This is a genomic window from Sphingobium sp. FG125, assembly GCF_057809795.1.
This window is the reverse complement of record NZ_JBMDKQ010000021.1, coordinates 18,107-43,352: the sequence shown is the minus strand read 5'-3', so window position 1 is coordinate 43,352 and position 25,246 is coordinate 18,107. Positions and strand designations below refer to the sequence as shown.

Here is a 25,246-nt window from a genome sequence, read left to right as displayed (position 1 = left end):
TTGCCTAGCCTCAAGTCAAGCCGGGCGTGGGGGAATACAGGTTCAGGCGAGGGGAATGATCACGCAGCCAACGCTGGTGAAGCGGCCGTTCGCGACGTGATAATGGATATATTGGCGCATCTCCTGCACTTCGCCTTTTTTGATCGGGGTGAATTGATCCAGCCCCTGTTCGCGCAGGGCTTGCGCGGTGAGGTCGCGGGTTGCCTCGACCCGGATGATGCCTTCGAGCGCGACCAACTCGTCGCTGGCGGCGAAGCGCTCGATCGTCAGGGTTTCGATGACATGGGCGTGGAGAAAGCCGTAGAAGCGCTTGAACGCCTCGCGCGTGCCAAGATCGACGCCGAAGAATTGGATGGTTGCGCCCGGTGCATAGAAATCGAACACCGTGTCATAATCGCGATTGTTGAAGGCGTGCGCGTAACGCGCATAATCAGTGCGGTTCATATTGGCCTCTCCTGCTGTGCGGGCGGCAATTTTCCCCCTGCCAGCTTGCCTTATTAATAACGATCGTTATCGTAAGGTCAAAGGGCGATCAAACGCCAGCGGAAAAGATGGAAGAGGATGATATGGCCCGCACCGAGCAGGAAGAGCATAATCTCAAACTGGTCTTGGCGATGTTCGACCATGTGCTAAAGCCCATGGATGCGAACGCGGTGGACCGTTATCTGGCCCCCGATTATATCCAGCATAATCAGTGGGTGGATACCGGGACCGAGCCGCTCAAGGCGTTTTTACGGCAGGTGCGTGGGCAGACCCCCGACGCCGTGCATGACATCAAGCGCTGCTTTGCCGACGGGGATCATGTAATCGTCCATTATCATGTCCGGCGGCGGCCCGACGATCCGGGCTTTGCCGTGATCGACATTTTCCGCGTCGAAAACGGCCTGATCGCCGAACATTGGGACGTGGTGCAGGATGTGCCGACCGACAGCCCCAATCCCAATTCCCCCTTTTGACGGAGAGAGACATGCGGTTCAGCGACAAGGTCGTTCTGGTCGTCGGTGGCAATAGCGGGATTGGCCTTGCCAGTGCGCAGGCCTTTGCCGCCGAAGGCGCGATCGTGCGGCTGACCGGGCGGGATCAGGCGACGATTGACACGGCAGTGGCGTCCATCCCCGGCGCGAAAGGCTATCGCGCGGATATTGCCGATCTGGACGCGATGGACGCGGTCATGGCCGACATGGCGGCGCAGGACGGGCGGATCGACACCTTGTTCGTCAATGCGGGCGTCGGCGGCTTTGCGCCGCTCCGCGACCTGACGCCCGCAGACTGGGACCATGTTCATGGCGTCAATCTGCGTGGATGTGTGTTTACGATCCAGAAGGCGTTGAAGCTGATGCGCCGGGGCGGGTCGATCGTCGCGACGGGATCGATCGGCGGCCATGCCTTCGTGCCGGGCAACACAGCCTATGCGGCGGCCAAGGGCGGGCTATATGCGGCGATGAAGGTCATTGCTGGCGAGTTGGTGGGCGAGGATATCCGCGTCAACCTGGTCAGCCCCGGCCCGATTGAGACCCCGCTACTGCATCGCAATCCGGGGATGAGCGATGCGGATGTCGCGGCGATGCGCGAGGTCATGATCGAGGCTGTGCCGATGAAGCGCATGGGACGGGCAGAAGAAGTGGCGCGCGCGGTGCTGTTCCTGGCATCGGACGAGGCGAGTTTTATCACGGCGGCAAATCTGTTTGTCGACGGTGGAACACTGGAATTGGGATGATTGGGGAGCTTGGATAATGGACAATCTGTTTTCGACGCTGGATAATCCGCGGCTGGAATTTGCGATGGAGGTGCGGCTGCAATTTCCGCGGGTGCAGACCATCGTGAATACGCCGATGGGGGGCAATCGCAGTGCGGTCTATGTCGATGGCGGCACGTTCGAGGGACCACGGATCAGGGGCAAGGCGGTGCCGGGATCAGGCGGCGACTATGCCTATTTCCGGCCCGACGATGTCGCCGTATTCGACGCGCGCTATATGCTGGAGGAGGAGGATGGCACGCTGATCCTGCTCAACAATCGCGGCTTCCTGTGGGGGCGCAAGCCCGACACGATGGCGAAGTTGCGCGATTGGGCCTTTGGCGAGGGACAGCCGGTGGAGCAGCAGGATTATTATCTGCGCGGCAATCCGACCTTTGAATGTCCCGTCGGCAAGCATGACTGGCTGACCAAGCATGTGTTCATCGGCGTGGGCGAGCGGCGAGCGGACGGCAATGTGCTGCGCTATTATGCGCTGACGTAAATGGGCGGCGTGCTCTCGCGCAGGCGGGAGCACGCTGTCATTCAGAGCGAGATCAGCGCGTCCAGCGCCAGCGCACCTTTCCCTTCGGGATAGACGATCACCGGGTTGAGATCGACCTCGCGGATGTCGGGGGTGGCGGCGACCATGCGGCCGAGGCGCTGGACGACATCGGCCACTGCGCCGATGTCCATGACCGGCGCGCCACGGAAGCCGTCGAGTAGCGGGGCCATCCGCAAGGAGCGGATGCGCGCGATGATGGCGTCGCGCGGCAGGTCGGCGGGGAGCAGACAAACGTCGTGCAGCAATTCCGCCGCAACGCCGCCAAAGCCGACCAGGATGGTCGCGCCCCAATGCGGATCGTTGCGCGCACCGACAATGAGTTCGACACCCTTGTCAGCCATCCCCTCGACCAGCACCCCATCCAGCACCAGGCCGGGGCGGGAGGCGGCGATATTGGCGGCGAGGCGGTGCCAGCCCTCGGCCAGTTCATCGCTATTTTTGAGGTTGATGATGACACCGCCCGCGTCGCTTTTGTGCGGCAGGTCGGGCGATTGGGCCTTGAGAACGACGGGATAGCCGAGCGTATCGGCGGCGGCGATCGCCTCGTCCACGCTCTGCGCCATGGCGAAGCGGGGGAAGGCGATGCCGTGGGCGGCCATAATCGCCTTCGACCGATATTCGGGGATGGAGTGGCCGACCTGCGCCAGATCGGCGACCGGGGCGGCATCAAGTGGGGCTGTGGCAAAGTCACGCGCGGCAGCGGCGCTGATCCGGGCGAGCGCGCGAACGGCACGTTCGGCGGTAGGCAGATAGGTGACGCCTGCCTGACGCAGGGCGGCAAGGTCGTCGGCGAACACCGCGCCGCCTTCGTCCACGCCGCCAACGATGATCGGCTTGTCGGGGCGCAGGCTGGCAAGCGCATCCAGCACGGCGGCAAATTTGATGTGGGAGGTGCCGGTGTCGGTCTGGATCAAGGTCAGCAGGATAGTGGCGATGCGCGGATCATCGACCAGCGCGGCCAGGGTGCGACCGTAGAGACCGGGATCAACCAGCCCCTGCGCGGTGACGTCGAGCGGGTTGGTGACGGGGACGAAATCGGGGAGCGCCGCGCGCAGGGCCGGGCTGTCGGCGTCGGTCAGGGTCGGCAGGTCGAGCGCGACCGCTTCGGACAGGTCGAGCATCATCGCCTTGAACGCGCCGGATTCGGCGATGACGCCAGTGCCACCCCCGCCGATCGCGGCATTGCGGGTCAGCATTTCGGCGACGTCGCCCAATTCTTCGAGCGAGTCGACCAGGATCACGCCGGCCCGTTCGACATGGACGGCCATGACGGCATGATCGCCCGCCATCGCACCGGTGTGGGTGGCGGCGCTGGCCGCGCCCGCCGCGCTGCGGCCGGGATGGAGCAGTACGACCTGCTTGCCCGCCGCGCGGGCGGCGCGGGCGGCGGCGAGGAAGCGGGCGGGGTCGCGTATATGTTCGGCGATCATGGCGATGACCATGGTTTCAGGTTCATCGACCAGATGGGTCAGATAATCCTCGATCCCGCTGGCGGCTTCATTGCCGGTGGAGATGTAGCAGCTCAATGGCACGTCGCGATGAATCATCGTCGTCGCCAGCACCGCGGCCATCGCGCCCGATTGCGAGACGATGCCGACCCGGCGGTCGCCCTGCGCCTTTGCCTCCGGCATTTCGATGAAGGTCAGCGAGACATTGTCGCGGAAATTGACAAGGCCCAGGCAATTTGGCCCTTCGACCACCATCCCGGCGTCACGGGCGATGCGGGCGATTTCCTGCTGGTCGGCCAGCCCCTGCGGCCCGTCCTCGGCAAAGCCCGCGGAGAAAATCACCGCCGCGCCGACATGGCGACGGGCAAGGCCGCGCATCGTATCCAGCACGCCTGCACGCGGGATGGCAAGGACAGCGACATCGACGCCTTCGGGCAGGTCATCGACCGAGGCGACGCAGGGGCGACCGCCAATCTCGGAACGCTTGGGATTGACCAGATGGATGGCCCCGGCAAAGCCCTGCCGCACCAGGTTGGCCAGTACCGATGCGCCCAGCGCGCCCGGCTTGTCGGACGCGCCGACGATCGCAACCGAGCGGGGCCGCAGCAACCGGTCGAGCGACGGCGCGGCCGTTGGCGATGCGGGCCGGTCGAGGTCGATCATGTCGGTCAAGCGTATCTCTCCCCAGAATTCAGGTCATGGGAGCGGGTCGAATCAGCCGCTCTTTCATGCCCATATTGTGCGCCTGTGATACAATTTACGCAACCGATTTTGCGCCTGCCTGTCCTTTAGTCGGTGCTGGCGGCGCGCGTCGCCGGGCCAAGTTTACGCAGCAGAGCATTGAGCGTGCGGACTTCCTCTGCGCTCAGCCGTGCCGTCATACAAGCATCAGACTTCCGCAGCGCATCCACCATGACCGGCACCTGCGCCTCTCCACCGGGCGTCAGCCACAGCGCGTTGGTGCGCAAGTCGCGACCAGGCCGCCGCTCGACCAGGCCGCGCTCTGCCAATATGTTGACCAGCTTCATCGCGCTGGACCGGTTGATGCTGAGCGCCCGACCCAGGGCGGTCTGGTCGCAGCCCGGATTGTCGCGGATCAGGATGAGCGCGGTCAGCTTGGCCGGGGACAGATCGTGCTCTGCCATTGCCGCGCGCGCATCCGTGTCGATCACCAGATGCGCACGCTGGACTTGGTAGCCTACCAGCCCACGAAGATCCGCCCCCTGTTTCATCGCTGCCTTTATCCTCTTGCCAAAATTGTATCACAGGCGCACAAATACATGCTACAGGCTAGCATCGCACAAAGCGATAGCCAAAGCCGTTCCGAATCAGGACTTGCAGTCAAGGAGAGCGATAATGGATCATGAATACCGCCTGTTGATCGACGGCGAACTGGTGCCGGGCGTCAGCATGTTCGATGTGGTGAACCCGGCGACGGGCGCTGCCTTCGCATCCGCGCCCAAGGCCGACGAGGCGCTGCTGGAGCGCGCTGTGGCCGCCGCCAAGCGTGCGCTGCCCGCATGGTCAGCGCTGCCAGTCGATGAACGGGCCGCACTGGTCAATAAGCTCGCCGACGCGCTGGAAGCGCGAATCGGGGAATTTGCCAGCCTGCTGACCACCGAACAGGGCAAGCCGCTGGATCAGGCCGGCTATGAGATTATGGGCAGCGTGTTCACGCTACGCGGTTTTGCCGCGATGCGCATCGAACCCAAGGTGCTGAAGGACGAAGGCGGCAACCGCGTTGTCGAACATCGCACCCCGCTGGGCGTCGTCGCGTCGATCACGCCGTGGAATTTCCCGCTGATCCTGCTGATGAACAAGCTGGGTCCGGCCCTCGTCACCGGCAACACGATGATCGCCAAGCCCGCGCCGACGACGCCGCTGACCACGCTATTGTTCGGTGAACTGGCGCAGGCGATCCTGCCGGCGGGCGTGCTCAACATCGTGTGCGACCAGAATGAGCTGGGCGCGCTGATCACCGGCCATCCTGACATTGCCAAGGTCGCCTTCACCGGATCGACCGCGACCGGCAAGAAGGTGATGGCATCGTCGGCCGGCACAGTGAAGCGGGTGACGCTGGAACTGGGCGGCAATGACGCGGCGATCGTGATGGACGATGTCGATGCCAAGCAAGCGGCAAAAAAAGTCTATCAGGGCGCGATGACCAATGCCGGGCAGATCTGTGTGGCGATCAAGCGCGCCTATGTGCCCACCCCCATGTATGACGAATTTTGCGATGAGCTGGCCAAGCTCGCCAATGAAGCGATCGTCGATGACGGGGCCAAGCAGGGGACGACGATCGGCCCGGTGCAGAACAAGATGCAGTTCGACAAGGTCAACGCCCTGATCGAGGACGCCCGCACCCGCGGCACGGTGATGACCGGTGGCGCGCCGCTCGACCGGGCGGGTTATTTCATTGCCCCCACGATCGTGCGCGATCTGGACGATGATGCACCGCTGGTGCGTGAAGAGCAGTTCGGGCCGGTGCTGCCGGTGCTGAAATATGACGATATCGACGATGTGATCGCGCGCGCGAATGATAGCGAATATGGGCTGGGCGGCACGGTGTGGGGCAAGGATCTGGCCCGCGCCACGGCGGTCGCGATGAAGATCGACAGTGGCACGGTGTGGGTCAACCAGCATCTGGCTATCGACGCCAATATCCCGTTCCGGGGCGTGAAACAGTCCGGCCTTGGCGCGGAACTGGGCGAAGCGGGGCTGCTGGAATATACTCAGGCGCATATCGTCAATTCGGTGGAATTTGCCGACGCCTGATCTTTTATCCTGATAGGGCGTAAAAAGGGCCGGAGAAGCAGATCGCTCCTCCGGCCCTTTCTTTTTGACATTTTCGCGTCGCCCATATGACGTATTCGGAATTTTCGTTCGCGCGGTCATCATAGCCTCGACCCAGGAATTGGCCCCCTTTGTCGAGGAACTTCCCTATGCGTTTCGCTCCTATGGTGACTGCCGCCGTTACCGCTGCCACCCTGATCGCCACCGCCGTCCCCGCAACCGCCCATGGCATCTGGTTCGCCCAGCGCGCGCGGCAGATCGCGCTGGTCTATGGCGTTGGCGCGGACGATCTGGATGCAGTCAAGCGGCTGCCGATGATCAAGTCCGTTACCGGTTATGATGCCGATGGCGCACCGGTGACGACGTCGCTGCGTGCGGCTGGCGCAATTCCAGTCGTGGACAGCGACGAGCCTGTCACGATCGTCGCGGCAGTCATGGATTATGGCCTGTGGAGCCGGACGCCCGATGGCGAATGGCATAATAAGGGCCGTGACGAGGTGCCGACGGCGGCACTGGCCGAACATAATTGGAAATATGCCGTCCATTTGACGCAGGTGCCTACCAAGGCGCTGCCGATGATCCCAGGCCATATGCTCCAGATCGTTCCGGTCGATCCATCCATCCCGCAGAAAATGGGACAGCCAATGAAGGTGCGCGCCCTCTATCAGGGCAAGCCGATGGCGGGCGTCACCGTCATGACCGATTATGTCAACGACCCCGATGAAGCCGCCGTCAAGACGGGTGCTGACGGCACGGCGACCATCACGCTGCGCAATCAGGGGTTGAACGTCTTGATGGGCATCTATGTCGGCCCGGCGGACGACAAGACGAAGGTCGACCATGTCGAATATCGCGCGTCACTGTCGTTCGTCATGCCGCATCTGCCCGAATAATCCGATTTGCCGAGGAGTTTGATCCCATGAACAGCGCATTTTTCCGTACTGGCCTCGCCGCCCTCGCCCTGATTGCTGCACCTGCGATGCTGCACGCTCATGGCAGCATGAAGCCGCAGCATGGCGGCCTCGTCCAGATGTCGGGTGAGACGATGATGGAACTGGTCGCAGGGCCAAAGGGCGTCGACGTCTATCTGAGCGAGGAGGATGAACCACTGGCAGCGGCAGGCTATACCGCCAAGCTGACCCAGAGCGTCGCCGGGGCCAAGACCGAGGCGGCGCTGAAGCCCGCAGGCGGCAACAAGCTGTCCGCGCCGGGATTCAAGACCGCCAAGGGAGCCAAGCTGGTCGTCGCGCTGGTCGACAAGAGCGGTGCCAAGATTTTCGCAACCTTCGTGGCGAAATAAGGAACAGGCGATGCGCAGCGCGGCCCTCCCCCCGTCTTTCTCTCTGGGCGTGCGGCGGGTCGCGCTGCTACTGGTAGCGCTATTGTTTGCGCTGCTCAGTCAGGCGGCGCTGGCGCATGGCGTCGATGAGAATGACAAGGCCTTCATCGAGGGCGCGTCGGGCGTCAATATCATCCCCTATATGTATCTGGGGGCCAAACATATGGTCACCGGCTATGACCATCTGCTGTTCTTGGCGGGGGTGATTTTCTTCCTCTACCGGATGAAGGATGTCGGCGTTTACGTCACCTTGTTCGCGACCGGCCACAGCACGACTCTGCTGCTGGGCGTATTGCTCGACATGCGCGCCAACCCCTTTCTGATCGACGCGATCATCGGCCTGTCGGTGGTGTATAAGGCGATCGACAATCTGGACGGATTCCGCACCTGGTTTGGCATTTCGCCCAATCCCAAGGCGGCGGTGCTGATCTTCGGTTTCTTCCATGGCTTTGGTCTGGCGACGAAATTGCAGGAGTTGACACTGGCCAAAGACGGAATGATATATAATCTCATTAGCTTCAACGTCGGGGTCGAGCTGGGCCAGTTCATTGCGCTGGCGGTCATCCTGTTGCTGATGAACCTGTGGCGGATGAGCGGGCACTTCCAGCGCTCGGCCATTTTCGCCAATGCCGCGCTGATGACGGCGGGCTTCGTCCTGGTCGGCTTCCAGCTGGCCGGTTATTTTACGCAAGGGGCATGACATGACAGCATCTGCGCTTCCCACCCGCATCACCCCGTCGCCTGCCACGCTGGCCAAGGCGACCGGCGGCGCGGCGATCGCCGCCGTGACGATCCTGACTCTTTTCGTGCTGCCTGCCGAATATGGCATTGACCCTACGGGAGTCGGCGCCGCGCTAGGGTTGACGGGCATGGTCGCAGTCAAGGCGGATACGCCGCAAGCTGCTGTCGCGCCCGTTGCAGCCGCGCAGGCGATGCCGACCGGGGCCAGCATCGCGCGCGCAGGCACGCTGCGGCAGGACACCATGACCATCACCCTGGAGCCGCATAGCGGACAGGAGGTGAAGGCGCATATGCAGGCTGGCGACAGTTTCGTCTTTAGCTGGACCACCACCGGCGGGCCGGTGAAGGTCGACATGCATGGCGAGAAGCCCGATGCCGCCGAGGGTGAATTCACCAGCTATTGGGAAGAGCGCGAACAGACCAGCGCGCAGGGCAGTTTCACCGCGCCTTTTGCCGGCACCCATGGCTGGTACTGGCGCAACAAGGGCGACACGCCCGTGACCGTGACGGTAAAAACCACCGGTTTCTACAAGGATCTCTTCCAGCCCAAGGGCGCATGAAGCAGAGGATAGAGGGACAGATTATGAGCAGCATTGCGGGCCACGCGCCCCCCACCGCCTACAGCCCTAGCGCCGCCTCACCTGTCGCGGCGGCCAAGGCGCGCACCCGATTGATCGCCATCGACGCGCTGCGCGGCCTCGTCATGCTGTTCATGCTGGTCGATCATGTGCGCGAGACATTTTTCCTGCATTTGCAGGTGACCGATCCGGTCGATGCGAACACGACCGATCCGGGGCTGTTCTTCACCCGGCTGCTATCCACCTTTTGCGCGCCGACCTTCGTGGCGCTGACCGGCCTGTCGGCCTGGCTCTATGGCCAGTCGCACAGCAAGGGTCAGGTTTCGGAATTTCTGCTCAAGCGCGGGCTGTTCCTGATCTTTCTGGAAATGACCGTGGTTGGCTATGCCTGGCCGACACAGGCGCCCGCATTCCCGCCGACGGCGATCTGGTTGCAGGTGATCTGGGCGATCGGCATTTCCATGGTGGCGCTGGCGGCACTGCTGCATCTGCCGCGCGCCGCGCAATTTGGCGTAGGGTTGGCGATCGTCTGCCTCCACAATCTGCTCGATCCCATTCGGCTGACCGCAGATCAGCCGGGCTATGTTGCCTGGGCGATCCTGCACCAGCGGTCGTTGATTGAATTTGGCGGTGCGGCGATCAAGACCACCTATCCGGTGTTGCCGTGGATCGGCGTCATCCTGCTTGGCTATGCCTGCGGGCCATGGTTTGCCAAGGGGAGCGATCCGCAGCGGCGCATCCGCCGTCTCGTCACGCTGGGGCTGGGGCTGATCCTGGGTTTCGTTGCGATCCGCTATCTCAATTTTTACGGCGACAAGCCCTGGTTCGTGGCCGAAACGCCGCTGCGCACGGTGATGAGCTTTCTGGCGCTGACCAAATATCCGCCATCCCTGCTGTTCCTGATGCCGACCGTGGGCACTGGCTGCCTGCTGCTGGCCTTGTTCGAAACATATGAGGATAGCACAGTGATGCCGCATCTGGCGCTGCTGGGCGGGGCGCCGATGTTCTATTACATCCTACATCTCTACGTCTTGAAGCTGATCTACAATGTCGCGCTCGTCCTCTACGGGCCGACCAAGGGAACGGTGTTCGGGGTCGATAATCTGTCCACCGTTTGGATCTGGGTCGCGCTGCTGATCCTGCCGCTTTACTTTCCGACCCGCTGGTTCGCGCAGCTGAAACAGCGGCGCAAGGATATCTGGTGGCTGAAATATCTCTAACACCGGTTCATATGGCCGTCTCCATTACGGAGGCGGCCATTTTTCGGCGGTTTTGCCATCTTTGCTGCGAAAATCGGGCGCAGCATTTTAATGCCGTAACGACCATCGATTCACAATTTTGCGCCGTCCTATGCGCCAAGTTTGACGGAATATGTCTGGAACTCATCCTAGCCTGAACAGCAAGAAGAGGTGGCACAAACACCCCGTGGCCCGGCACCCGATGACAGGACAACAGTCCGCGTCGGACATAAAAGACCCGCCGGTCCCCGCTTCGCAGGACGTTCGGAACAGCGATTTTTTAAGGGGATTTCATCATGCGACCATCATCCACATTCCGTCTGGCGATGATTGCCAGCACCGCCGCCATCGCGTTGCCGACTGCCGCGATCGCGCAGGCACCCGCCGCCGAAACCAGCGACATCGTCGTCACGGGCCTCAAGCGCCAATATTTCGGCGACACGCCGGTCAAGGAAATCCCGCAGGCGGTCCAGTTTCTGGAAGGCAAGCTGCTCAACGATCTGAACATCACGCGGCTGGACACCGCGCTGGAGTTGGCGAGCGGCATTTCCAAGCAGAATAATTTTGGTGGTCTGTGGGACAGCTTCGCGATCCGCGGCTTTGCCGGGGATGAGAATTTTCCGAGCGGCTTCCTGGTCAATGGCTTTAACGGTGGTCGCGGCTATGGCGGCCCGCGCGATGCGTCGAACGTCGAGCGGATCGAAGTGCTCAAGGGTCCGAACTCGGCGCTGTTCGGGCGTGGTGAGCCGGGCGGCACGGTCAACATCGTCAGCAAGAAGCCGACCTTCAAGGAAGGCGGCAGCTTTTCGGTCGCGGGCGGCAAATGGGACACTTATCGCGTCGAGGGCGACTATAATCTGCCCATCACCGACACGGTCGCCATTCGCCTGACCGGTGCGGTCGAAAATGCCGAAAGCTTCCGCGACACGGTGGAGACGCGCAAATATGTGCTGAACCCGTCCTTCCTGGCGAAGCTGTCGGACAAGACAATCTTCACCTACGAACTGGAATATGTGAACCAGGAAGTGCCGTTCGATCGCGGCGTCGTGGCGATCCCGACCGTGGCGGCCAATGGCACGATCAGCGGCTATACGCTGGGCGCGATTCCCAACACCCGTTTCCTGGGCAATCCCGGTGACGGTCCGATCGAGGTGGAAGTACTCGGCCATCAGGCGCAGTTGCAGCATGACCTGAGCGACGACTGGGTCGTGATGTTGGGCGCGGGCTATAAGGACACGACGTTCGAGGGCTTTTCGAGCGATCCTGAGCTGGTGCTGAGCCGCCAGCGGATCGACAATGACGGTCGCACCCTGTCCCGCCAGCGTCGCTATCGCGACTATAGTACGACGCACATGGTGTTCCGTGGCGAAGTCAGCGGCAAGCTGGAAACCGGGTCGATCATCCACAATATCCGCATAGGCGCGGATTGGGACAAGTTTGAAATCGACACGTTCCAGACCCGCTATCGTCCGAGCGCGGCGGACCAGTCCTATGCGATCGACATTTTCACGCCCAACTATAATATCGTTGCACCAACGCCGACGGCGGTGATCCAGAATTCGACCGAAGTGCAGAAGGCCTGGGGCATTTATGCGCAGGACCAGATCGAGATCACGCCGCAGTTCAAGGTGCGCTTCGGTGGCCGCTACGATCATTTCAGCCAGGACATCGACCTGCGCCTGAACGGCACCAATCCGAACAAGAGCTACACCAAGTTCAGCCCGATGGCAGGTCTGGTGTTTGAGCCGACCAGCACCGTTTCGCTCTATGCCAGCTATGGCAAGGGCTTCCGCCCCAACAGCGGCGTGGGGTTCGACGGCCAGCCCTTCGCGCCGGAAATCAGCAAAAGCTATGAAGTGGGTGCGAAGTTCGTGACCACCGACGGCAAGATCACCAGCACCCTGTCGCTCTACAAGATGGAAAAGACCAACGTGCTGTCGACCGATCCGGTCAATGCGGGCTTTTCCAAGCCAGTGGGCGGGGCGGACAGCAAGGGCATCGAATTCGATATGAATGCCAAGCTGCCCGCCGGGTTCGAGCTGTTCCTGACCTATGCCTATACCGATGCGGGCTGGGCCACCAACGTATTGGATCCCAATTTCGGCGCCCCGATCCTGAAGGGCGATCCGCTGGTCAACATTCCCAAGCATCAGGGCAATATCCTACTGTTCAAGAATTTCTCGATCGGCGATCATGAAGCGATGCTGGGTGGTGGTGTCAGCCATGTCGGCAAGCGTCTGGGCGAAACGGCGACAAAATTCTTCCTGCCCAGCTACACCATCGCCAAGCTGCTGGGATCGGTAACGATCAATGACCAGTTCAAGCTGTCGGCCAATGTCGATAATCTGTTCGACAAGAAATATTATGCCAGCTCCTATGCGTCACTGTGGGTGCAGCCGGGGACGCCCCGTTCCTTCACGGTGCGCGGTACGTTCAACTTCTAACATCACGGCGCGATGCTTATGGCTCCCCTCCCCGGCGGGGAGGCGTTGGGGGAACGGGGAGCGAGGCGAAGCCTAGCGTCCACATCGGCGGCAGCACACCCCCACCCAACCTCCCCCTCAAGGGGGAGGAGCCATGGACAAGTGCCGGGGAGGCGTTCGCGCCTTCCATTCCGGGCCGCCAACGACACTCCTCCTCCTGTCGTTGGCGGCCCTTTTCGTTTTTGAGGGATGCCCCATGAACCGCGCGCTGATGTTGCGCCTGCACCGGATCATCGGCCTGGCCATGGCGGCGTTTCTGCTGGTGCAGGCGCTGAGCGGGGCGATGCTGGTCTATCGCGGGCCGTTAGCGCGGCTGATCGATCCGGTCGCGATGACAGGAGGCGGCGCGGGACCGGAGATTTCAGTCGGCGAAGCGGTCGTGCAAGCAAACCGAGCGGCGGCGGGCTTTACGGTGACGCGGCTGTTTGCGCCCGATGTGGACGGAGCGACCTGGTTCGCGCAACTGGGCGATCGCGACGGCGCGCTACGCTATGCGTCGGTCGATCCGGCGGGCGGCGCAGTGACGCGGTCCGGCGGTGTGTTTGCCTTTCCGGTCGAGGCCGCGCTGCAAATCCACTATCAGTTGATGGCGGGCAAGGTGGGCATGGCTGTAGTCGTACTGAACGGCATTGCCTTGCTGGCGATGGTCGTGAGCGGGCTTGCCTATTGGTGGCCAAAGCGCGGCAAGATGGGCAAGGCGCTGGCGATACGCTGGACATTGTCGCCCCGATTGGTGCTGCGCCAATGCCATCGCACGGCAGGCGTCGTGCTGAGTGCGATCCTGCTGTTCATGGCGACGACGGGCCTGTTGCTGGCAGTGCCCGAATTATTGGGGAGCGGCGCCGCGAGTGCGCCGTCCGCCGCATCGGCCGCTGCGATCGACCGTAGCCTGACGCTGGCGCAGACCGCCTTTCCCGATGCCGCATTGCGCGACCTGCGGATCGATGGCGACCGGTTGATCGTCAATTTTCATGCGCCGGAGCGTAATGCGCGTGCGATCCATCGTGTCATCGTGACGCTGGCGCAGCCGCGCATCGTCAGCGCGATCCGTGCGGATCATAACAAGGCGCTATGGATGACCGTTCTGCCGCTTCATGCGGGCGATGCCTTTGGCGCTATTGGTAAAGCACTGTTGCTGGTCGTCGCGCTGGCATTGACCGCGCTGTGCGTTTCCGGTCCTCTTATGTGGTGGCAGGCTCAGCGCGCCCGCCGCCCCGCTTCCGCGCGAAAGTCTGTGTCATGACCCTGCTCTATACCTCCGATCCCGAACGTGGCCGCATCTGGCGCGGGATTTTCGCTGATGAAGCGGCGGACATTGGCTTTGCCGATCCGGCGGACGCCCCTGATCCCGCCACGATCCGCTATCTGGCGGCGTGGAATCCATCGGTGGAATTGATCGCGACATTGCCCGCACTGGAAGTGCTGTTTTCGATCGGTGCGGGGATCGACCAGTTCGATATGTCCCGCCTGCCGCCCCATGTCCGCATCGTGCGGATGATCGAGCCGGGGATTGCGCAGGGCATGGTCGAATATGTCACGATGGCGGTGCTGGCGCTGCATCGTAATCTGATCGACCATGGGATCGCGCAGCGCGAGGGGCGCTGGGCGCCGATCAAGCTGACGCCCGCCAGCCAGCGCCGCATCGGCGTGATGGGGCTGGGCAATCTGGGGCAGGCGGTGCTGGGGGCATTGCGGCCATTCGGTTTTCCGCTGTCGGGGTGGAGCCGGTCGGCCCACATTGTGGAAGGCGTGGAATGTTTTGCGGGCGCTGCGGCTTTGCCCGAATTCCTGTCAGGCTGCGACATGCTGATTTGCCTGTTGCCGTTGACCGACGAGACGCGCGGCATTTTGTGCCGGGAGGTGCTGGCGCAGCTGCCACGCGGGGCGGGCCTGATCAATGTCGGACGGGGCGGGCATCTGGTGGAGCAGGATCTGCTGTCGCTGCTGGACGAAGGGCATCTGTCGGGCGCGGTGCTGGACGTGTTCGACCCCGAACCACTGCCGCAAGGCCATGCATTCTGGGCGCATCCGCGCATCATCATGACCCCCCATGTCGCCAGCATGACCCGCGCGGACAGCGCCGCACGCGCGCTGATCGCCAATATCCGCCGCCACCAATCCGGCGCGCCGATGGAGGGCGAAGTCGCGCGCGACCGTGGCTATTGAGGGCGCGGCAATCTATGCCGAATGGGTGGCGATAAAAGCCCCATATATGCGCCCGCGCCCACAGAAATGGGCTTCATGTTCCGGTGCGCCCATGTCGTAATATGCCAGTCACATGGCCACCAGGCCGACCTTTTGAGAACCCGCAAAGGACGATCCGCCGATGCCCAATTTCCGGCCCAAATATATCAGTTTCGACTGCTATGGCACGCTCACCCGTTTCCGCATGACCGAGATGGCGACCGCCTTCATGGCCGATCGCATCGACGCGGAAAAACTGCCCGCCTTTTGCAAGGACTGGAGCGCCTATCGCTTCGACCAGGTGATGGGGCCATGGGAACCTTATCAGGAAATCATCCGCAACTCGCTGCGCCGGACGTGCCAGAAATGGGGCGTGGCCTATAATGAGGCGGACGCCGATGCGGTCTATGCCGCCGTGCCGACCTGGGGTCCGCATGACGATGTCGCCGGTGGCCTTTCCAAGATTGGCGACAAGATTCCGCTCGTCATCCTGTCCAACGCGATGAACGACCAGATTCATCATAATGTCGGGATGCTGGGCGCGCCGTTCCACGCGGTCTATACCGCGCAAATGGCGCAGGCCTACAAGCCACGGATGCAGGCGTTTGAATATATGTTCGATCAGCTGGGCGCGAACCCGGAGGATATGATGCACGTATCGTCCAGCTTCCGTTATGACCAGAATACGGCGACCGACCTGCATTTTGGCTGCCGCGTGTTCGTGGGGCGTGGGCATGAGCCGTCCAATGCCTTCTATCGCGATGTCGAAATCCCGCATATCGGTTGCCTGCCCGCGGTCGTGGGTCTCTGATCAGGCGATGAGCGCCTCCCCCCTCTCCTACTGGCTCGCCAGCGCCCCGGCCTTTACCGGCGGGGCGGAGGGCGGGGTCGACGGATCGGCCGATGTCGCCATTATCGGCGGCGGCTTTACCGGCCTGTCGGCGGCGCTGGCGCTGGCGAAGCGCGGCGCGAGCGTCGTGCTGCTGGAGGCCGGACAAGTCGTGGGCGAAGCGTCCGGGCGCAATGGCGGCCAGTGCAACAATGGCACCGCGCATGACTATGGCGCCTTGTCGGCCAAGTTTGGCCAAAAGGTCGCCAAAGCCTGGTATCGGGCGCATTGCGATGCGGTCGATACGGTCGAGCGGCTGGCGCGAGATGAAGGGATTGACTGCAATTTCACGCGCTGTGGCCGGGTGAAGCTGGCGGCCAAGCCGGCCCATTATGACAAGCTGGTGCGCGCCCATGACCTGCTGGCCGCCGAAGTGGACGAGAATGTCCGGTTGTTGCCGCCGGAGCGCATCCGTGAGGAAGTCGGGTCCGACGCTTTTCACGGCGCGCTGATCCAGACGACGAGCGCGCAGATTCATCCCGCTCGGTTCGGTGTCGGGCTGGCCGAGGCGGCGGCGCGGGCTGGCGCGCGAATTTTCGAGGGGGCCGAGGTCACAGGGCTTGATCGGTTGCCGGCCGGCTGGCGGGTTACGTCATCGCGGGGGACCGTCGATGCCAAGCAGGTGCTGGTCGCGACCGGCGGTGCGCCTGCGGCTACGCCGTTCGGTTTCTTCCGTCGCCGGATCGTGTCGGTCGGCAGCTTCGTGATCGCGACCGAGCCGTTGGACGATGCGCTGATCGAGCGCCTGCTGCCGGGGCGGCGCAATTATGTGACCAGCCAGAATATCGGCAATTATTTCCGCCTGGCTCCCGACAACCGCCTGATCTTTGGCGGGCGGGCGCGCTTTGCGATCAGCGATCCCCGGTCGGACAGGAAGAGTGGACGCATCCTTGAGGAAACGCTGGGCGCGATTTTCCCGGCGTTGAAGGGCGTGGGCGTCGGCCATGTGTGGGGCGGGATGGTGGACCTGACCGCCGACCGGCTGCCGCGCGCGGGCGAGACGGACGGGTTGTATTATTCCATGGGCTATAGCGGCCATGGCGTGCAGATGGCGACCCATATGGGTCAACAGATGGCGCGGGTGATGAGCGGCGAACGCGATGCCAATCCCTGGGCCGATCTGGACTGGCCGAGCGTGCCGGGTCATTTCGGCAAGCCCTGGTTCCTGCCGCTGGTGGGTCTATGGTATAAATGGCAGGATGTGATCCATTGAGCGATATGCTTTCGCCCTTTTCCCGCCGGGACTTGATCGGTGCGGGGCTTGGCCTTGGGGCCGGGCTGCTGCTGCCCGATGGCGCGCTGGCGGCCAGCAAGCCGCGCGTGGGCGGGCGCATCCGTGTTGCCAGCCTGTCCAGCTCGACCGCCGACACGCTCGATCCGGCCAAGGGTGCGCTGTCGACCGACTATGTCCGCCATTATATGTTTTACAGCGGGCTGACCCAGCTCGATCGTAACCTCGTCCCCCGCCCGGCGCTGGCAGAGCGGATGGAGAGCGCGGACCAGATCAACTGGCATGTGCGGTTGCGCAGGGGCGTGACATTCCATAACGGCGCGGAGCTGACCGCCGCCGATGTGGTCTGGTCGCTGCTGCGCCACAAGGATGCGGCCACCGGGTCCAAGATGGCGCAGATCGCCGAGCAGTTCGCGCAGGTGAAAGCGACCGGGCGGCATGATCTGACCATCCGCCTGACCGGACCCAATGCCGATCTGCCGACGATATTGGCGCAGTCCCATTTCCTGATCCTGCGGGCGGGTACGCGCGATTTTCGCACCGCCAACGGCACCGGTCCCTATATGTGCGCGCAGTTCCGACCGGGTGTGCGGACGCTGGCGCGGCGCAATCCCAATTTCTGGAAACCGGGCAGACCCTATCTGGACGAGATCGAGCTGATCGGGATTCCCGACGAGGTCAGCCGGGTCAATGCCCTGCTGTCGGGCGACGTCCAGCTCGTGATTGCAGTCAACCCGCGATCGACCAAGCGGGTCATGGCGTCGCGTGGCCACGCGCTGCTGGAAACCCAGTCGGGCCTCTACACCAACCTGATCATGCGGCAGGACCAGTTGCCGACCGGCAATCCGCATTTTGTCGCGGCGATGAAATATCTGCTCGACCGGCCGCTGATCAAGCGGGCGCTGTATCGCGGCTATGCGACGATCGGCAATGATCATCCGATCCCCCCGTTCCACCCCTATTATCGCGCCGACCTGCCGCAAACGTCGCTCGATCTGGACAAGGCGCGTTGGCATTTGCAGCGGGCAGGCCTGACCGGCGTGCGGCTGCCGGTCTATGCGTCGCCAGCGGCGGACGGATCGGTCGACATGGCGTCGATATTGCAGGAATATGGGTCGCGCGTGGGTTTGAAGCTGGCGGTCAACCGGGTGCCGGGCGATGGATATTGGTCGACCCACTGGATGAAGCATCCGCTGGGCTTCGGCAACACCAACCCGCGTCCGACCGCCGACCTGCTGTTCAGCCTGTTCTACAAATCCGACGCAGCCTGGAACGAAAGCGGATGGAAGAATCCGCGTTTCGACCGGCTGTTGCTGGATGCGCGGGGCGAGGCCGATCAGGCACGGCGCAAGCAGCTTTATGGCGAAATGCAGGGGCTGGTCCGTCAGCATTGCGGCGTCGGCATCCCCGTGTTCATCAGCCTGATCGACGGCTATGACCGGCGGTTGAAGGGGCTATATCCCGTCTCGCTGGGCGGCCTCATGGGCTATCAGTTCGCCGAGCATGTGTGGTGGGAAGGCTGATGGCGGGCGCATCCTCCCAAAGCGGCATGAAGGCCGCGCTTACCCTGATGGGCAAGCGCTTCGCGTCGTCGCTGCTGACGCTGCTGCTGGTGTCGCTGACGATCTTCGTGATCGCGCAACTGCTGCCTGGCGACGCGGCGCAGGAAGCGCTGGGGCAGAGCGCCACGCCGGAACAGGTCGCGGCGCTGCGCCATGAAATGGGTCTCGATCGCCCGGCCCATGTCCGTTATGTCAGCTGGTTGGCGGGCATGGCGAGCGGCGATCCGGGCCAGTCTCTGGTCGCCAACATGCCGGTGTCCGAAGTGATTGCCGAGCGGCTGCCCAACAGCCTTTTGCTGGCCGCGCTGAGTGCGCTGGTCGCGGTGCCGGTCGCGCTGGCGATCGGCATTGGATCGGCGATGAACCGGGGCGGACGGATCGACCGGGCTCTCAACATCGTCACCCTATCGATGGTTGCGGTGCCGGAATTTCTGGTGGCGACGATCGCCGTGCTGATTTTTTCGGTCAAGCTGCGCTGGTTGCCGTCGATCGCGATGGCATCGAGCGATATGGGATGGGGCGATTATCTGCGCGGGGTGGCGATGCCGATCCTGACGCTGAGCATCATCGTCATTGCCCAAATGGCGCGGATGACGCGAGCGGCAGTGATCGACCAGATGGACCGGCCTTATGTCGAAATGGCGGTGCTGAAAGGCGTCGCGCCGGTGCGGATCGTCCTGAAGCACATCATGCCCAACGCCATCGCGCCGATCGTCAATGCGATGGCGCTCAGCCTGTCCTACCTGCTGGGCGGGGCGGTGATCGTGGAAACCATCTTCAACTATCCGGGGCTAGCGAGCTTGATGGTCAATGCCGTCACCAGCCGCGACATGCCGTTGTTACAGGCCTGCGCGATGATTTTCTGCGCCGCCTATCTCATCCTGATGCTGATCGCGGATGTCACCGCGATCCTGGCCAACCCCAGGCTGCGGGCGCAATGATGGGTAATGCTTTTCAACGGGCGAAAGCCCAAATGAAGATGCTCCCGCTGTCGGGCAAGGTGGGACTGGCGCTGGTCGTTTTCTGGCTGGCTGTCGCTCTGTTCGGGCCGATGCTGGCCCCCTATCCGGTCGGCGCTTTCGTCGCCTATGACGTGTTCGACGGCCAGTCGGCCAAGCACTGGCTGGGTAGCGACTATCTGGGCCGCGATGTGCTGAGCCGGTTGCTGTCAGGCGCGCGCTATACTGTGGGGCTGGCCGCGGCGGCGGCGTTGCTCGCCAGCACGACCGGCACCGCGCTGGCGCTGACTGCGGCGGTAGGCGGGGCGAAGGTGGATGAACCCCTGTCCCGCTTCATGGACATGCTGATTTCGATCCCGTCCAAGATATTCTCGCTGGTGCTGGTCGCGGCGTTCGGATCGTCGCTGGGATTGCTGCTGCTGATTGCGGCCTTCACCTATGTGCCGGGCAATTACCGGATCGCACGGGCGCTGGCGGTCAATCTGGCGCAGATGGATTATGTGCAGGTGGCGCGGGCGCGGGGCGAAGGGCGGTTTCACATCGCCATCGCCGAAATATTGCCCAATATGATCCACCCGCTGCTGGCTGATTTCGGGCTGCGCTTCGTGTTCATCGTGCTGCTGCTGTCGGGGCTGTCGTTCCTCGGCCTTGGCGTCCAGCCGCCCGACGCCGATCTGGGGTCGCTGGTGCGGGAGAATATTTCGGGGTTGGGCGAAGGGGCGCTGGCGATTTTGGCGCCCGCCATCGCGATTGCGACACTGACCGTGGGGGTGAACCTGTTGATCGACGCAATCGGCTTTTCGGGCAAGGGGAAAGGCCGATGAGCGCGGTGCCCCATGTTGAAGTGAAAGGCCTGACCGTCACCGCGCGCAATGCGGCGGGGGAGATATTCCCTATCGTCAGCGGCATTGATTTTGCGTTGAAGCGCGGCGAAGTGCTGGCGCTGATCGGCGAGAGCGGGTCGGGCAAGACGACAATCGCGCTGACCCTGCTGGGCCATGCGCGGCCCGGCGCGACGATTGCGGGCGGCTCGATCCGCGTGGGCGAGCTTGACCTGACCAAGCTGGATCGCGGCGCGCTGGCACAGCTGCGCGGCAATCGCATCGCCTATATCGCGCAAAGTGCCGCGTCGGCGTTCAACCCGTCGCGCACGATCATGGATCAGGTGATCGAACCCGCGCTGATCCATGACCTGATGCCGCGCGCGCAGGCGGAGGCCAAGGCGGTCGAGCTGTTCCGCGCGCTCGCCCTGCCCTCCCCCGACACGATCGGCGCGCGTTACCCGCATCAATTGTCGGGCGGCCAGTTGCAGCGCCTGATGGCGGCGATGGCGCTGATCACTGACCCCGAACTGGTGATATTGGACGAGCCGACCACGGCGCTGGACGTGACGACACAGATTGAGGTGCTGCGCGCGTTCAAGGCGGTGGTGCTGGAACGCGGGGCAACCGCCATCTATGTGTCGCATGATCTGGCGGTTGTGGCGCAGATGGCGGACCAGATTGTGGTGCTGAGCCAGGGGCGCATCCGCGAGGCCGGGGCGGCAGCGCAGATCCTCCATGCGCCTGCCGACGACTATACCAAAACGCTGATGGCGGCGGCGCGTCCCGCGATCCGCCCAGCGCCCGAAAAAATCGCCCTGCCCGCTGCGCCGCTGCTGGAAATCCGGGGCATGACGGCGGGCTATGGCAAGATCGGCAAGGATGGCCGTCCGCGCATTCCGGTACTGCGCGACATCAACCTGACGATCGAGCGGGGCGCGACGTTGGGCGTGATCGGCGAAAGCGGGTCGGGCAAATCCACCATCGCACGGGTCATCGCCGGGCTGCTGCCACCCGCCAGCGGGCAGGTGCTGCTGGATGGCGAAGCGCTGCCGCCGGGGTTGCAAGGGCGCAGTCGCGATCAGTTTCGCCGGGTTCAGCTGGTATTTCAGAACGCCGACACGGCGCTTAATCCCGCGCATAGCGTCGGGCGGATACTGGCGCGGCCGCTGGCCTTTTACCATGGCTTGAAAGGCAATGCCGCGCGGATGCGGGTGCTGGAACTGCTGGACCTTATTCGCCTGCCCGCGTCCCTGATCGACCGGCCGATCGGTGGGCTGTCGGGCGGGCAGAAGCAACGGATCAATCTGGCGCGCGCGCTGGCCGCCGATCCGCAACTGATCCTGTGCGACGAGGTAACGTCGGCACTGGATACGGTAGTGGGCGCGGCGATATTGGAGCTGATGGCGGAGTTGCGCCGGGAACTGGGCATCGCGACCATGTTCATCAGCCATGATATTTCGACGGTGCGGGCGATTTGCGACGACATCCTCGTCCTTTATTCCGGCACGATGGTGGAGACGGGACCGCGCGCCGCTTTCGGGGTTGCGCCCTTCCATCCTTACACCGACCTGCTGATCGGGTCCGTGCCGGAAATGCGCGCGGGCTGGCTGGAGGAAAGCCATGCCGGGGCCGCGCCGCCGCCGATTGGGGGGCCAGGTGATCATCCTGACCTGTGCCGTTTCCTGCCGCGTTGCGCCGCGCGGGTGGATGGGCTGTGCAACACCACCCCCCCGCCCCGCCGCCCGCTGAACAAGGGCAGCCAGATATTGTGCCATCATGGAGATGAAAGCTTGTGTCCCTTATGAGCCGCTTCGTTCGACTGGGCGAAACCGATCGTCCCGCCATCACTGTGCATGTCGATGGTGCGCCCGTGGACGCACTGGAGGGTGACACGTTGATGGTCGCGCTGCTGAGCCACGGCGGCGTGCTGCGTCAGTCGGAGTTCGGGCCGGAGAAGCGCGCGGGTTTCTGCCTGATGGGCGCCTGCCAGGATTGCTGGGTGTGGACCGAAAGTGGCGATCGCCTGCGCGCCTGTTCGACACTGGCCGCAACGGGCCAGCGCATCCTGACCAGCCAGCCGGAGGCATCATGGCCGAACCACGCATAATCATCGTCGGTGCCGGACCAGCCGGCACCCGCGCGGCGGAAGCGTGCGTGCAGGCGGGGGTTCGCCCGATCGTGCTGGACGAAGGGCGGCGCGATGGCGGGCAGATTTATCGCCGCCAGCCCGACAATTTCACCCGGCCCTATGCCAAACTTTACGGCAGCGAAGCCGGGCGGGCGCAGGCATTGCACGAAACGTTCGACGGGCTGAAGGGCGCGGTCGATTATCGGCCTGAAACATTGGTGTGGAACATATCGGGCGGGCAAGTCTGGACAGTGAGCCAGACATATGCGGACACGCTGCCGTTCGATGCGCTGTTGCTCTGCACCGGGGCGACCGACCGGTTGATGCCGGTCAAGGGCTGGCAATTTGCAGGTAGCTATAGCCTAGGCGGATCGCAGGTGGCTTTGAAGTCGCAGGCGGTGTCGATCGGACATAAGGTCGTGTTCATGGGATCGGGACCGCTGCTGTATCTGGTCGCCAGCCAATATGTCGAGGCGGGCGCGAACGTCGTCGCGGTGCTGGATACCGCGCCCTATAGCGCGCGGATCAGGGCGCTGCCCGATCTGCTGGCGGTGCCGTCCGTGTTGTGGAATGGCGTGTTGCTGACCATGAAGCTCAAGCGCGCGGGCGTGACCGTGCATAATAGCGTCAAGCCATTGGAAATCGTCGGTCAGGCCGAGAGTGGCGTGAGTGGCGTCCGTTTTCGCACGGGGGCGGGTGCCGAGCAGGAGATTACCTGCGACGCGGTGGCGATGGGGCATCATCTACGGCCGGAAACCCAGCTGGCCGATCTGGCGCGCTGTGCCTTCGCCTTTGATTCTGCAACGCGGCAATGGCTGCCGGAGCGGGACGGTGACGGGCGGTCGAGTGTCGCTGGCGTCTATCTGGCGGGCGATGGCGCGAAAATATTGGGCGCGCGGTCGGCGGAAGCCAGCGGACGGCTGGCGGCGCTGGCGGCACTGGGCGATCTGGGGCTGCCCGTCGACAAGGGCGAGATAACGTCGCTGCGCGGCGATGTCGGCACCTATGCCAAATTTGCGCGGGGATTGGCGACAGCCTTTCCATGGCCTTCAGAACAAGCATCGCAATTGCCTGACGACGCCATTCTGTGCCGGTGCGAGGGGGTGACGGCGGGCGACCTGCGCGGCGTCATGCGCGAAACCGGCGCGCAGGAGGCGAACCGGGCCAAGGCGTTCAGTCGGGTCGGCATGGGACGCTGCCAGGGGCGCTATTGCGGGCTGGCGGCGGCGGAGCTGATCGCGGCGGAAGCAGGCGTGCCGGTCGAGCAGGTCGGGCGATTGCGCGGACAGGCGCCGGTCAAGCCGCTGACCATTGCGATTGGGGATGAACAATGAGCGCGGCCAGCGACGTCATCATCGTGGGCGGCGGGCTGATGGGATCATCGGCGGCCTTGTTCCTGCGCGGCCATGGCCTGTCGGTCACCCTGCTGGAAACCGACCTGATCGGGCGGCAGGCGAGCGGCACCAATTTCGGCAATGTGCGGCGGCAGGGGCGGCCTATTCACCAGTTGCCGCTGGCCAATCGCGCTATCGCCATCTGGCGGCAATCGCGCGAATTGCTGGGGGCGGATGTCGAATATCTCCAGTCCGGCCATATCCGCGTCTGTTACCGTGAGCGGCCCGAACTGGTGGGGTCGATGGAGGACTATGCCGCCAAGGCGCGCGAGGAGGGGCTGGAGCTGGAATTGCTGAGCGGCAACGCGCTGCGCGACAAATTCCCCTTTTTTGGGCCGGACGTACTGGCCGGTTCCTATTCGGCGAGTGACGGCCATGCCAACCCACGACTGGCCGCGCCCGCCTTTGCGCGGGCGGCGGCGCGGCTGGGCGCGGTGATCCATGAAAATACGAAGATCGTGGATGCGCAGAAGGTGGGCGAGGATTTCATCGTCACCGCCGCAGACGGGCGGACGTTCCGCGCACCCATCCTGCTGGTGACGGCAGGCGCCTGGGGCAATGCGCTGTCGTCGCAATTTGGCGAGCCGGTGCCGATCACGCCCAAAGGCCCGAACATGAGCGTGACCGAACCGGTGCCTTACGGGATTTTGCCAGCGGTTGGTGTGATGACGCCAGTGGAAGAGGAGACCGTCTATTTTCGGCAGGTTGCGCGCGGCAATATCGTTCTGGGCGGCAGCACGCGGGGACCATCCTTCCCCGACCAGTATCGCGCCTATGTCGAACCGCAGAACACGCTGAGCCAGTTGAAGCATATCAGGCGGCTGGCCCCGTCGTTGGGGAAGCTCAACATCATCCGCGTCTGGTCCGGGATCGAGGGTTATATGCCCGACAGCCAGCCGGTGATGGGACCGAGCGCGACGACCAGCGGGCTTTATTATGCGTTCGGCTTTTCCGGGTCGGGATTTCAGATCGGGCCGGGCGTGGGCGAAACAATGGCGGAGATCATCGCCAAGGGGGCGACCGACATTCCGATCGCGCCCTATCGCATCGAACGCTTCGCCACGCCGACCTGACAACGATTGCCGATTGCGCGCCATCCCCTATAAGCGGGAGTCCAGACGGGCCGGAACCACGCCGCCCCGCCTGTGCCGGGGGGCA

The 25,246-nt window shown here is 63.4% G+C and carries 24 protein-coding genes; 21 read left to right on the top strand and 3 right to left on the bottom strand.

Annotated features, from left to right (window positions below):
- Positions 1–42: 42 nt before the first annotated feature.
- Positions 43–444 (bottom strand): nuclear transport factor 2 family protein, encoded by a 402-nt coding sequence (locus ACODSR_RS17320; protein ID WP_489077874.1) that lies wholly within the window; start codon positions 442–444, stop codon positions 43–45.
- Positions 445–566: 122 nt separating this feature from the next.
- Here ACODSR_RS17320 and ACODSR_RS17315 point away from each other — a divergent pair, with 122 nt between their 5' ends.
- The 3 genes from ACODSR_RS17315 to ACODSR_RS17305 are packed head-to-tail and all read left to right on the top strand — an operon-like array spanning position 567 to position 2,237.
- Positions 567–956 (top strand): nuclear transport factor 2 family protein, encoded by a 390-nt coding sequence (locus ACODSR_RS17315; RefSeq protein WP_489077873.1) that lies wholly within the window; start codon positions 567–569, stop codon positions 954–956.
- 11 nt (positions 957–967) lie between these two features.
- The gene (locus tag ACODSR_RS17310; protein WP_489077872.1) at positions 968–1,717 is read left to right on the top strand and encodes an SDR family oxidoreductase; all 750 of its coding nucleotides are present in this window, start codon (positions 968–970) and stop codon (positions 1,715–1,717) included.
- A gap of 16 nt (positions 1,718–1,733) precedes the next feature.
- The gene (locus tag ACODSR_RS17305; RefSeq protein WP_489077871.1) at positions 1,734–2,237 is read left to right on the top strand and encodes a DUF3237 domain-containing protein; all 504 of its coding nucleotides are present in this window, start codon (positions 1,734–1,736) and stop codon (positions 2,235–2,237) included.
- 41 nt (positions 2,238–2,278) lie between these two features.
- Here ACODSR_RS17305 and ACODSR_RS17300 read toward each other — a convergent pair whose 3' ends face one another.
- Together ACODSR_RS17300 and ACODSR_RS17295 are read right to left on the bottom strand one after the other, a co-directional pair.
- A complete protein-coding gene (locus ACODSR_RS17300) occupies positions 2,279–4,408 on the bottom strand; it encodes an acetate--CoA ligase family protein (protein ID WP_489077907.1) in 2,130 nt (709 codons plus the stop codon).
- 125 nt (positions 4,409–4,533) lie between these two features.
- Positions 4,534–4,977 (bottom strand): MarR family winged helix-turn-helix transcriptional regulator, encoded by a 444-nt coding sequence (locus ACODSR_RS17295; protein WP_489077870.1) that lies wholly within the window; start codon positions 4,975–4,977, stop codon positions 4,534–4,536.
- Positions 4,978–5,101: 124 nt separating this feature from the next.
- Between ACODSR_RS17295 and ACODSR_RS17290 the strand changes: the two genes are divergently transcribed.
- From ACODSR_RS17290 to ACODSR_RS17205, 18 genes are all read left to right on the top strand, one after another.
- Positions 5,102–6,520: an aldehyde dehydrogenase family protein gene (locus ACODSR_RS17290; RefSeq protein ID WP_489077869.1), complete on the top strand. Its 1,419-nt coding sequence runs from the start codon at positions 5,102–5,104 to the stop codon at positions 6,518–6,520.
- Positions 6,521–6,687: 167 nt separating this feature from the next.
- Positions 6,688–7,431 carry a DUF4198 domain-containing protein gene (locus ACODSR_RS17285; RefSeq protein ID WP_489077868.1) on the top strand — a complete coding sequence of 248 codons (744 nt, stop codon included), beginning with the start codon at positions 6,688–6,690 and terminating at the stop codon, positions 7,429–7,431.
- Between the two features lie 26 nt (positions 7,432–7,457).
- Positions 7,458–7,838: a hypothetical protein gene (locus ACODSR_RS17280; protein WP_489077867.1), complete on the top strand. Its 381-nt coding sequence runs from the start codon at positions 7,458–7,460 to the stop codon at positions 7,836–7,838.
- A 10-nt stretch (positions 7,839–7,848) separates the two neighbouring features.
- Positions 7,849–8,577: a HupE/UreJ family protein gene (locus ACODSR_RS17275; protein WP_489077866.1), complete on the top strand. Its 729-nt coding sequence runs from the start codon at positions 7,849–7,851 to the stop codon at positions 8,575–8,577.
- A gap of 1 nt (position 8,578) precedes the next feature.
- Complete coding sequence (locus ACODSR_RS17270) at positions 8,579–9,178, top strand: hypothetical protein (protein WP_489077865.1); 600 nt, start codon at positions 8,579–8,581, stop codon at positions 9,176–9,178.
- Positions 9,179–9,201: 23 nt separating this feature from the next.
- On the top strand, positions 9,202–10,416 hold the full coding sequence (locus ACODSR_RS17265; protein ID WP_489077864.1) for an acetyltransferase domain-containing protein: 1,215 nt from the start codon (positions 9,202–9,204) through the stop codon (positions 10,414–10,416).
- A 314-nt stretch (positions 10,417–10,730) separates the two neighbouring features.
- Positions 10,731–12,878, top strand: coding sequence for a TonB-dependent siderophore receptor (locus ACODSR_RS17260; protein ID WP_489077863.1), 2,148 nt, complete (start codon positions 10,731–10,733; stop codon positions 12,876–12,878).
- Positions 12,879–13,113: 235 nt separating this feature from the next.
- On the top strand, positions 13,114–14,160 hold the full coding sequence (locus tag ACODSR_RS17255; RefSeq protein WP_489077862.1) for a PepSY-associated TM helix domain-containing protein: 1,047 nt from the start codon (positions 13,114–13,116) through the stop codon (positions 14,158–14,160).
- Positions 14,157–15,083 carry a 2-hydroxyacid dehydrogenase gene (locus ACODSR_RS17250; protein ID WP_489077861.1) on the top strand — a complete coding sequence of 309 codons (927 nt, stop codon included), beginning with the start codon at positions 14,157–14,159 and terminating at the stop codon, positions 15,081–15,083. Before ACODSR_RS17255 ends, ACODSR_RS17250 begins: the two co-directional genes overlap by 4 nt.
- A gap of 160 nt (positions 15,084–15,243) precedes the next feature.
- The gene (locus tag ACODSR_RS17245; protein ID WP_489077860.1) at positions 15,244–15,912 is read left to right on the top strand and encodes a haloacid dehalogenase type II; all 669 of its coding nucleotides are present in this window, start codon (positions 15,244–15,246) and stop codon (positions 15,910–15,912) included.
- Between the two features lie 7 nt (positions 15,913–15,919).
- Positions 15,920–17,203 (top strand): NAD(P)/FAD-dependent oxidoreductase, encoded by a 1,284-nt coding sequence (locus ACODSR_RS17240; RefSeq protein WP_489077859.1) that lies wholly within the window; start codon positions 15,920–15,922, stop codon positions 17,201–17,203.
- Positions 17,200–18,744 carry an ABC transporter substrate-binding protein gene (locus ACODSR_RS17235; RefSeq protein WP_489077858.1) on the top strand — a complete coding sequence of 515 codons (1,545 nt, stop codon included), beginning with the start codon at positions 17,200–17,202 and terminating at the stop codon, positions 18,742–18,744. The genes ACODSR_RS17240 and ACODSR_RS17235 overlap by 4 nt, the downstream gene beginning before the upstream one ends.
- Positions 18,744–19,724 (top strand): ABC transporter permease, encoded by a 981-nt coding sequence (locus ACODSR_RS17230; RefSeq protein WP_489077857.1) that lies wholly within the window; start codon positions 18,744–18,746, stop codon positions 19,722–19,724. Before ACODSR_RS17235 ends, ACODSR_RS17230 begins: the two co-directional genes overlap by 1 nt.
- A complete protein-coding gene (locus ACODSR_RS17225) occupies positions 19,721–20,566 on the top strand; it encodes an ABC transporter permease (protein ID WP_489077856.1) in 846 nt (281 codons plus the stop codon). The genes ACODSR_RS17230 and ACODSR_RS17225 overlap by 4 nt, the downstream gene beginning before the upstream one ends.
- Positions 20,563–22,371 (top strand): ABC transporter ATP-binding protein, encoded by a 1,809-nt coding sequence (locus tag ACODSR_RS17220; protein WP_489077855.1) that lies wholly within the window; start codon positions 20,563–20,565, stop codon positions 22,369–22,371. Before ACODSR_RS17225 ends, ACODSR_RS17220 begins: the two co-directional genes overlap by 4 nt.
- Complete coding sequence (locus ACODSR_RS17215) at positions 22,368–22,673, top strand: (2Fe-2S)-binding protein (protein ID WP_489077854.1); 306 nt, start codon at positions 22,368–22,370, stop codon at positions 22,671–22,673. The genes ACODSR_RS17220 and ACODSR_RS17215 overlap by 4 nt, the downstream gene beginning before the upstream one ends.
- On the top strand, positions 22,655–24,028 hold the full coding sequence (locus tag ACODSR_RS17210; protein ID WP_489077853.1) for an FAD/NAD(P)-dependent oxidoreductase: 1,374 nt from the start codon (positions 22,655–22,657) through the stop codon (positions 24,026–24,028). The genes ACODSR_RS17215 and ACODSR_RS17210 overlap by 19 nt, the downstream gene beginning before the upstream one ends.
- Positions 24,025–25,161, top strand: a complete 1,137-nt coding sequence (locus tag ACODSR_RS17205) for an NAD(P)/FAD-dependent oxidoreductase (RefSeq protein ID WP_489077852.1) — start codon at positions 24,025–24,027, stop codon at positions 25,159–25,161. The genes ACODSR_RS17210 and ACODSR_RS17205 overlap by 4 nt, the downstream gene beginning before the upstream one ends.
- Positions 25,162–25,246 lie beyond the last annotated feature (85 nt).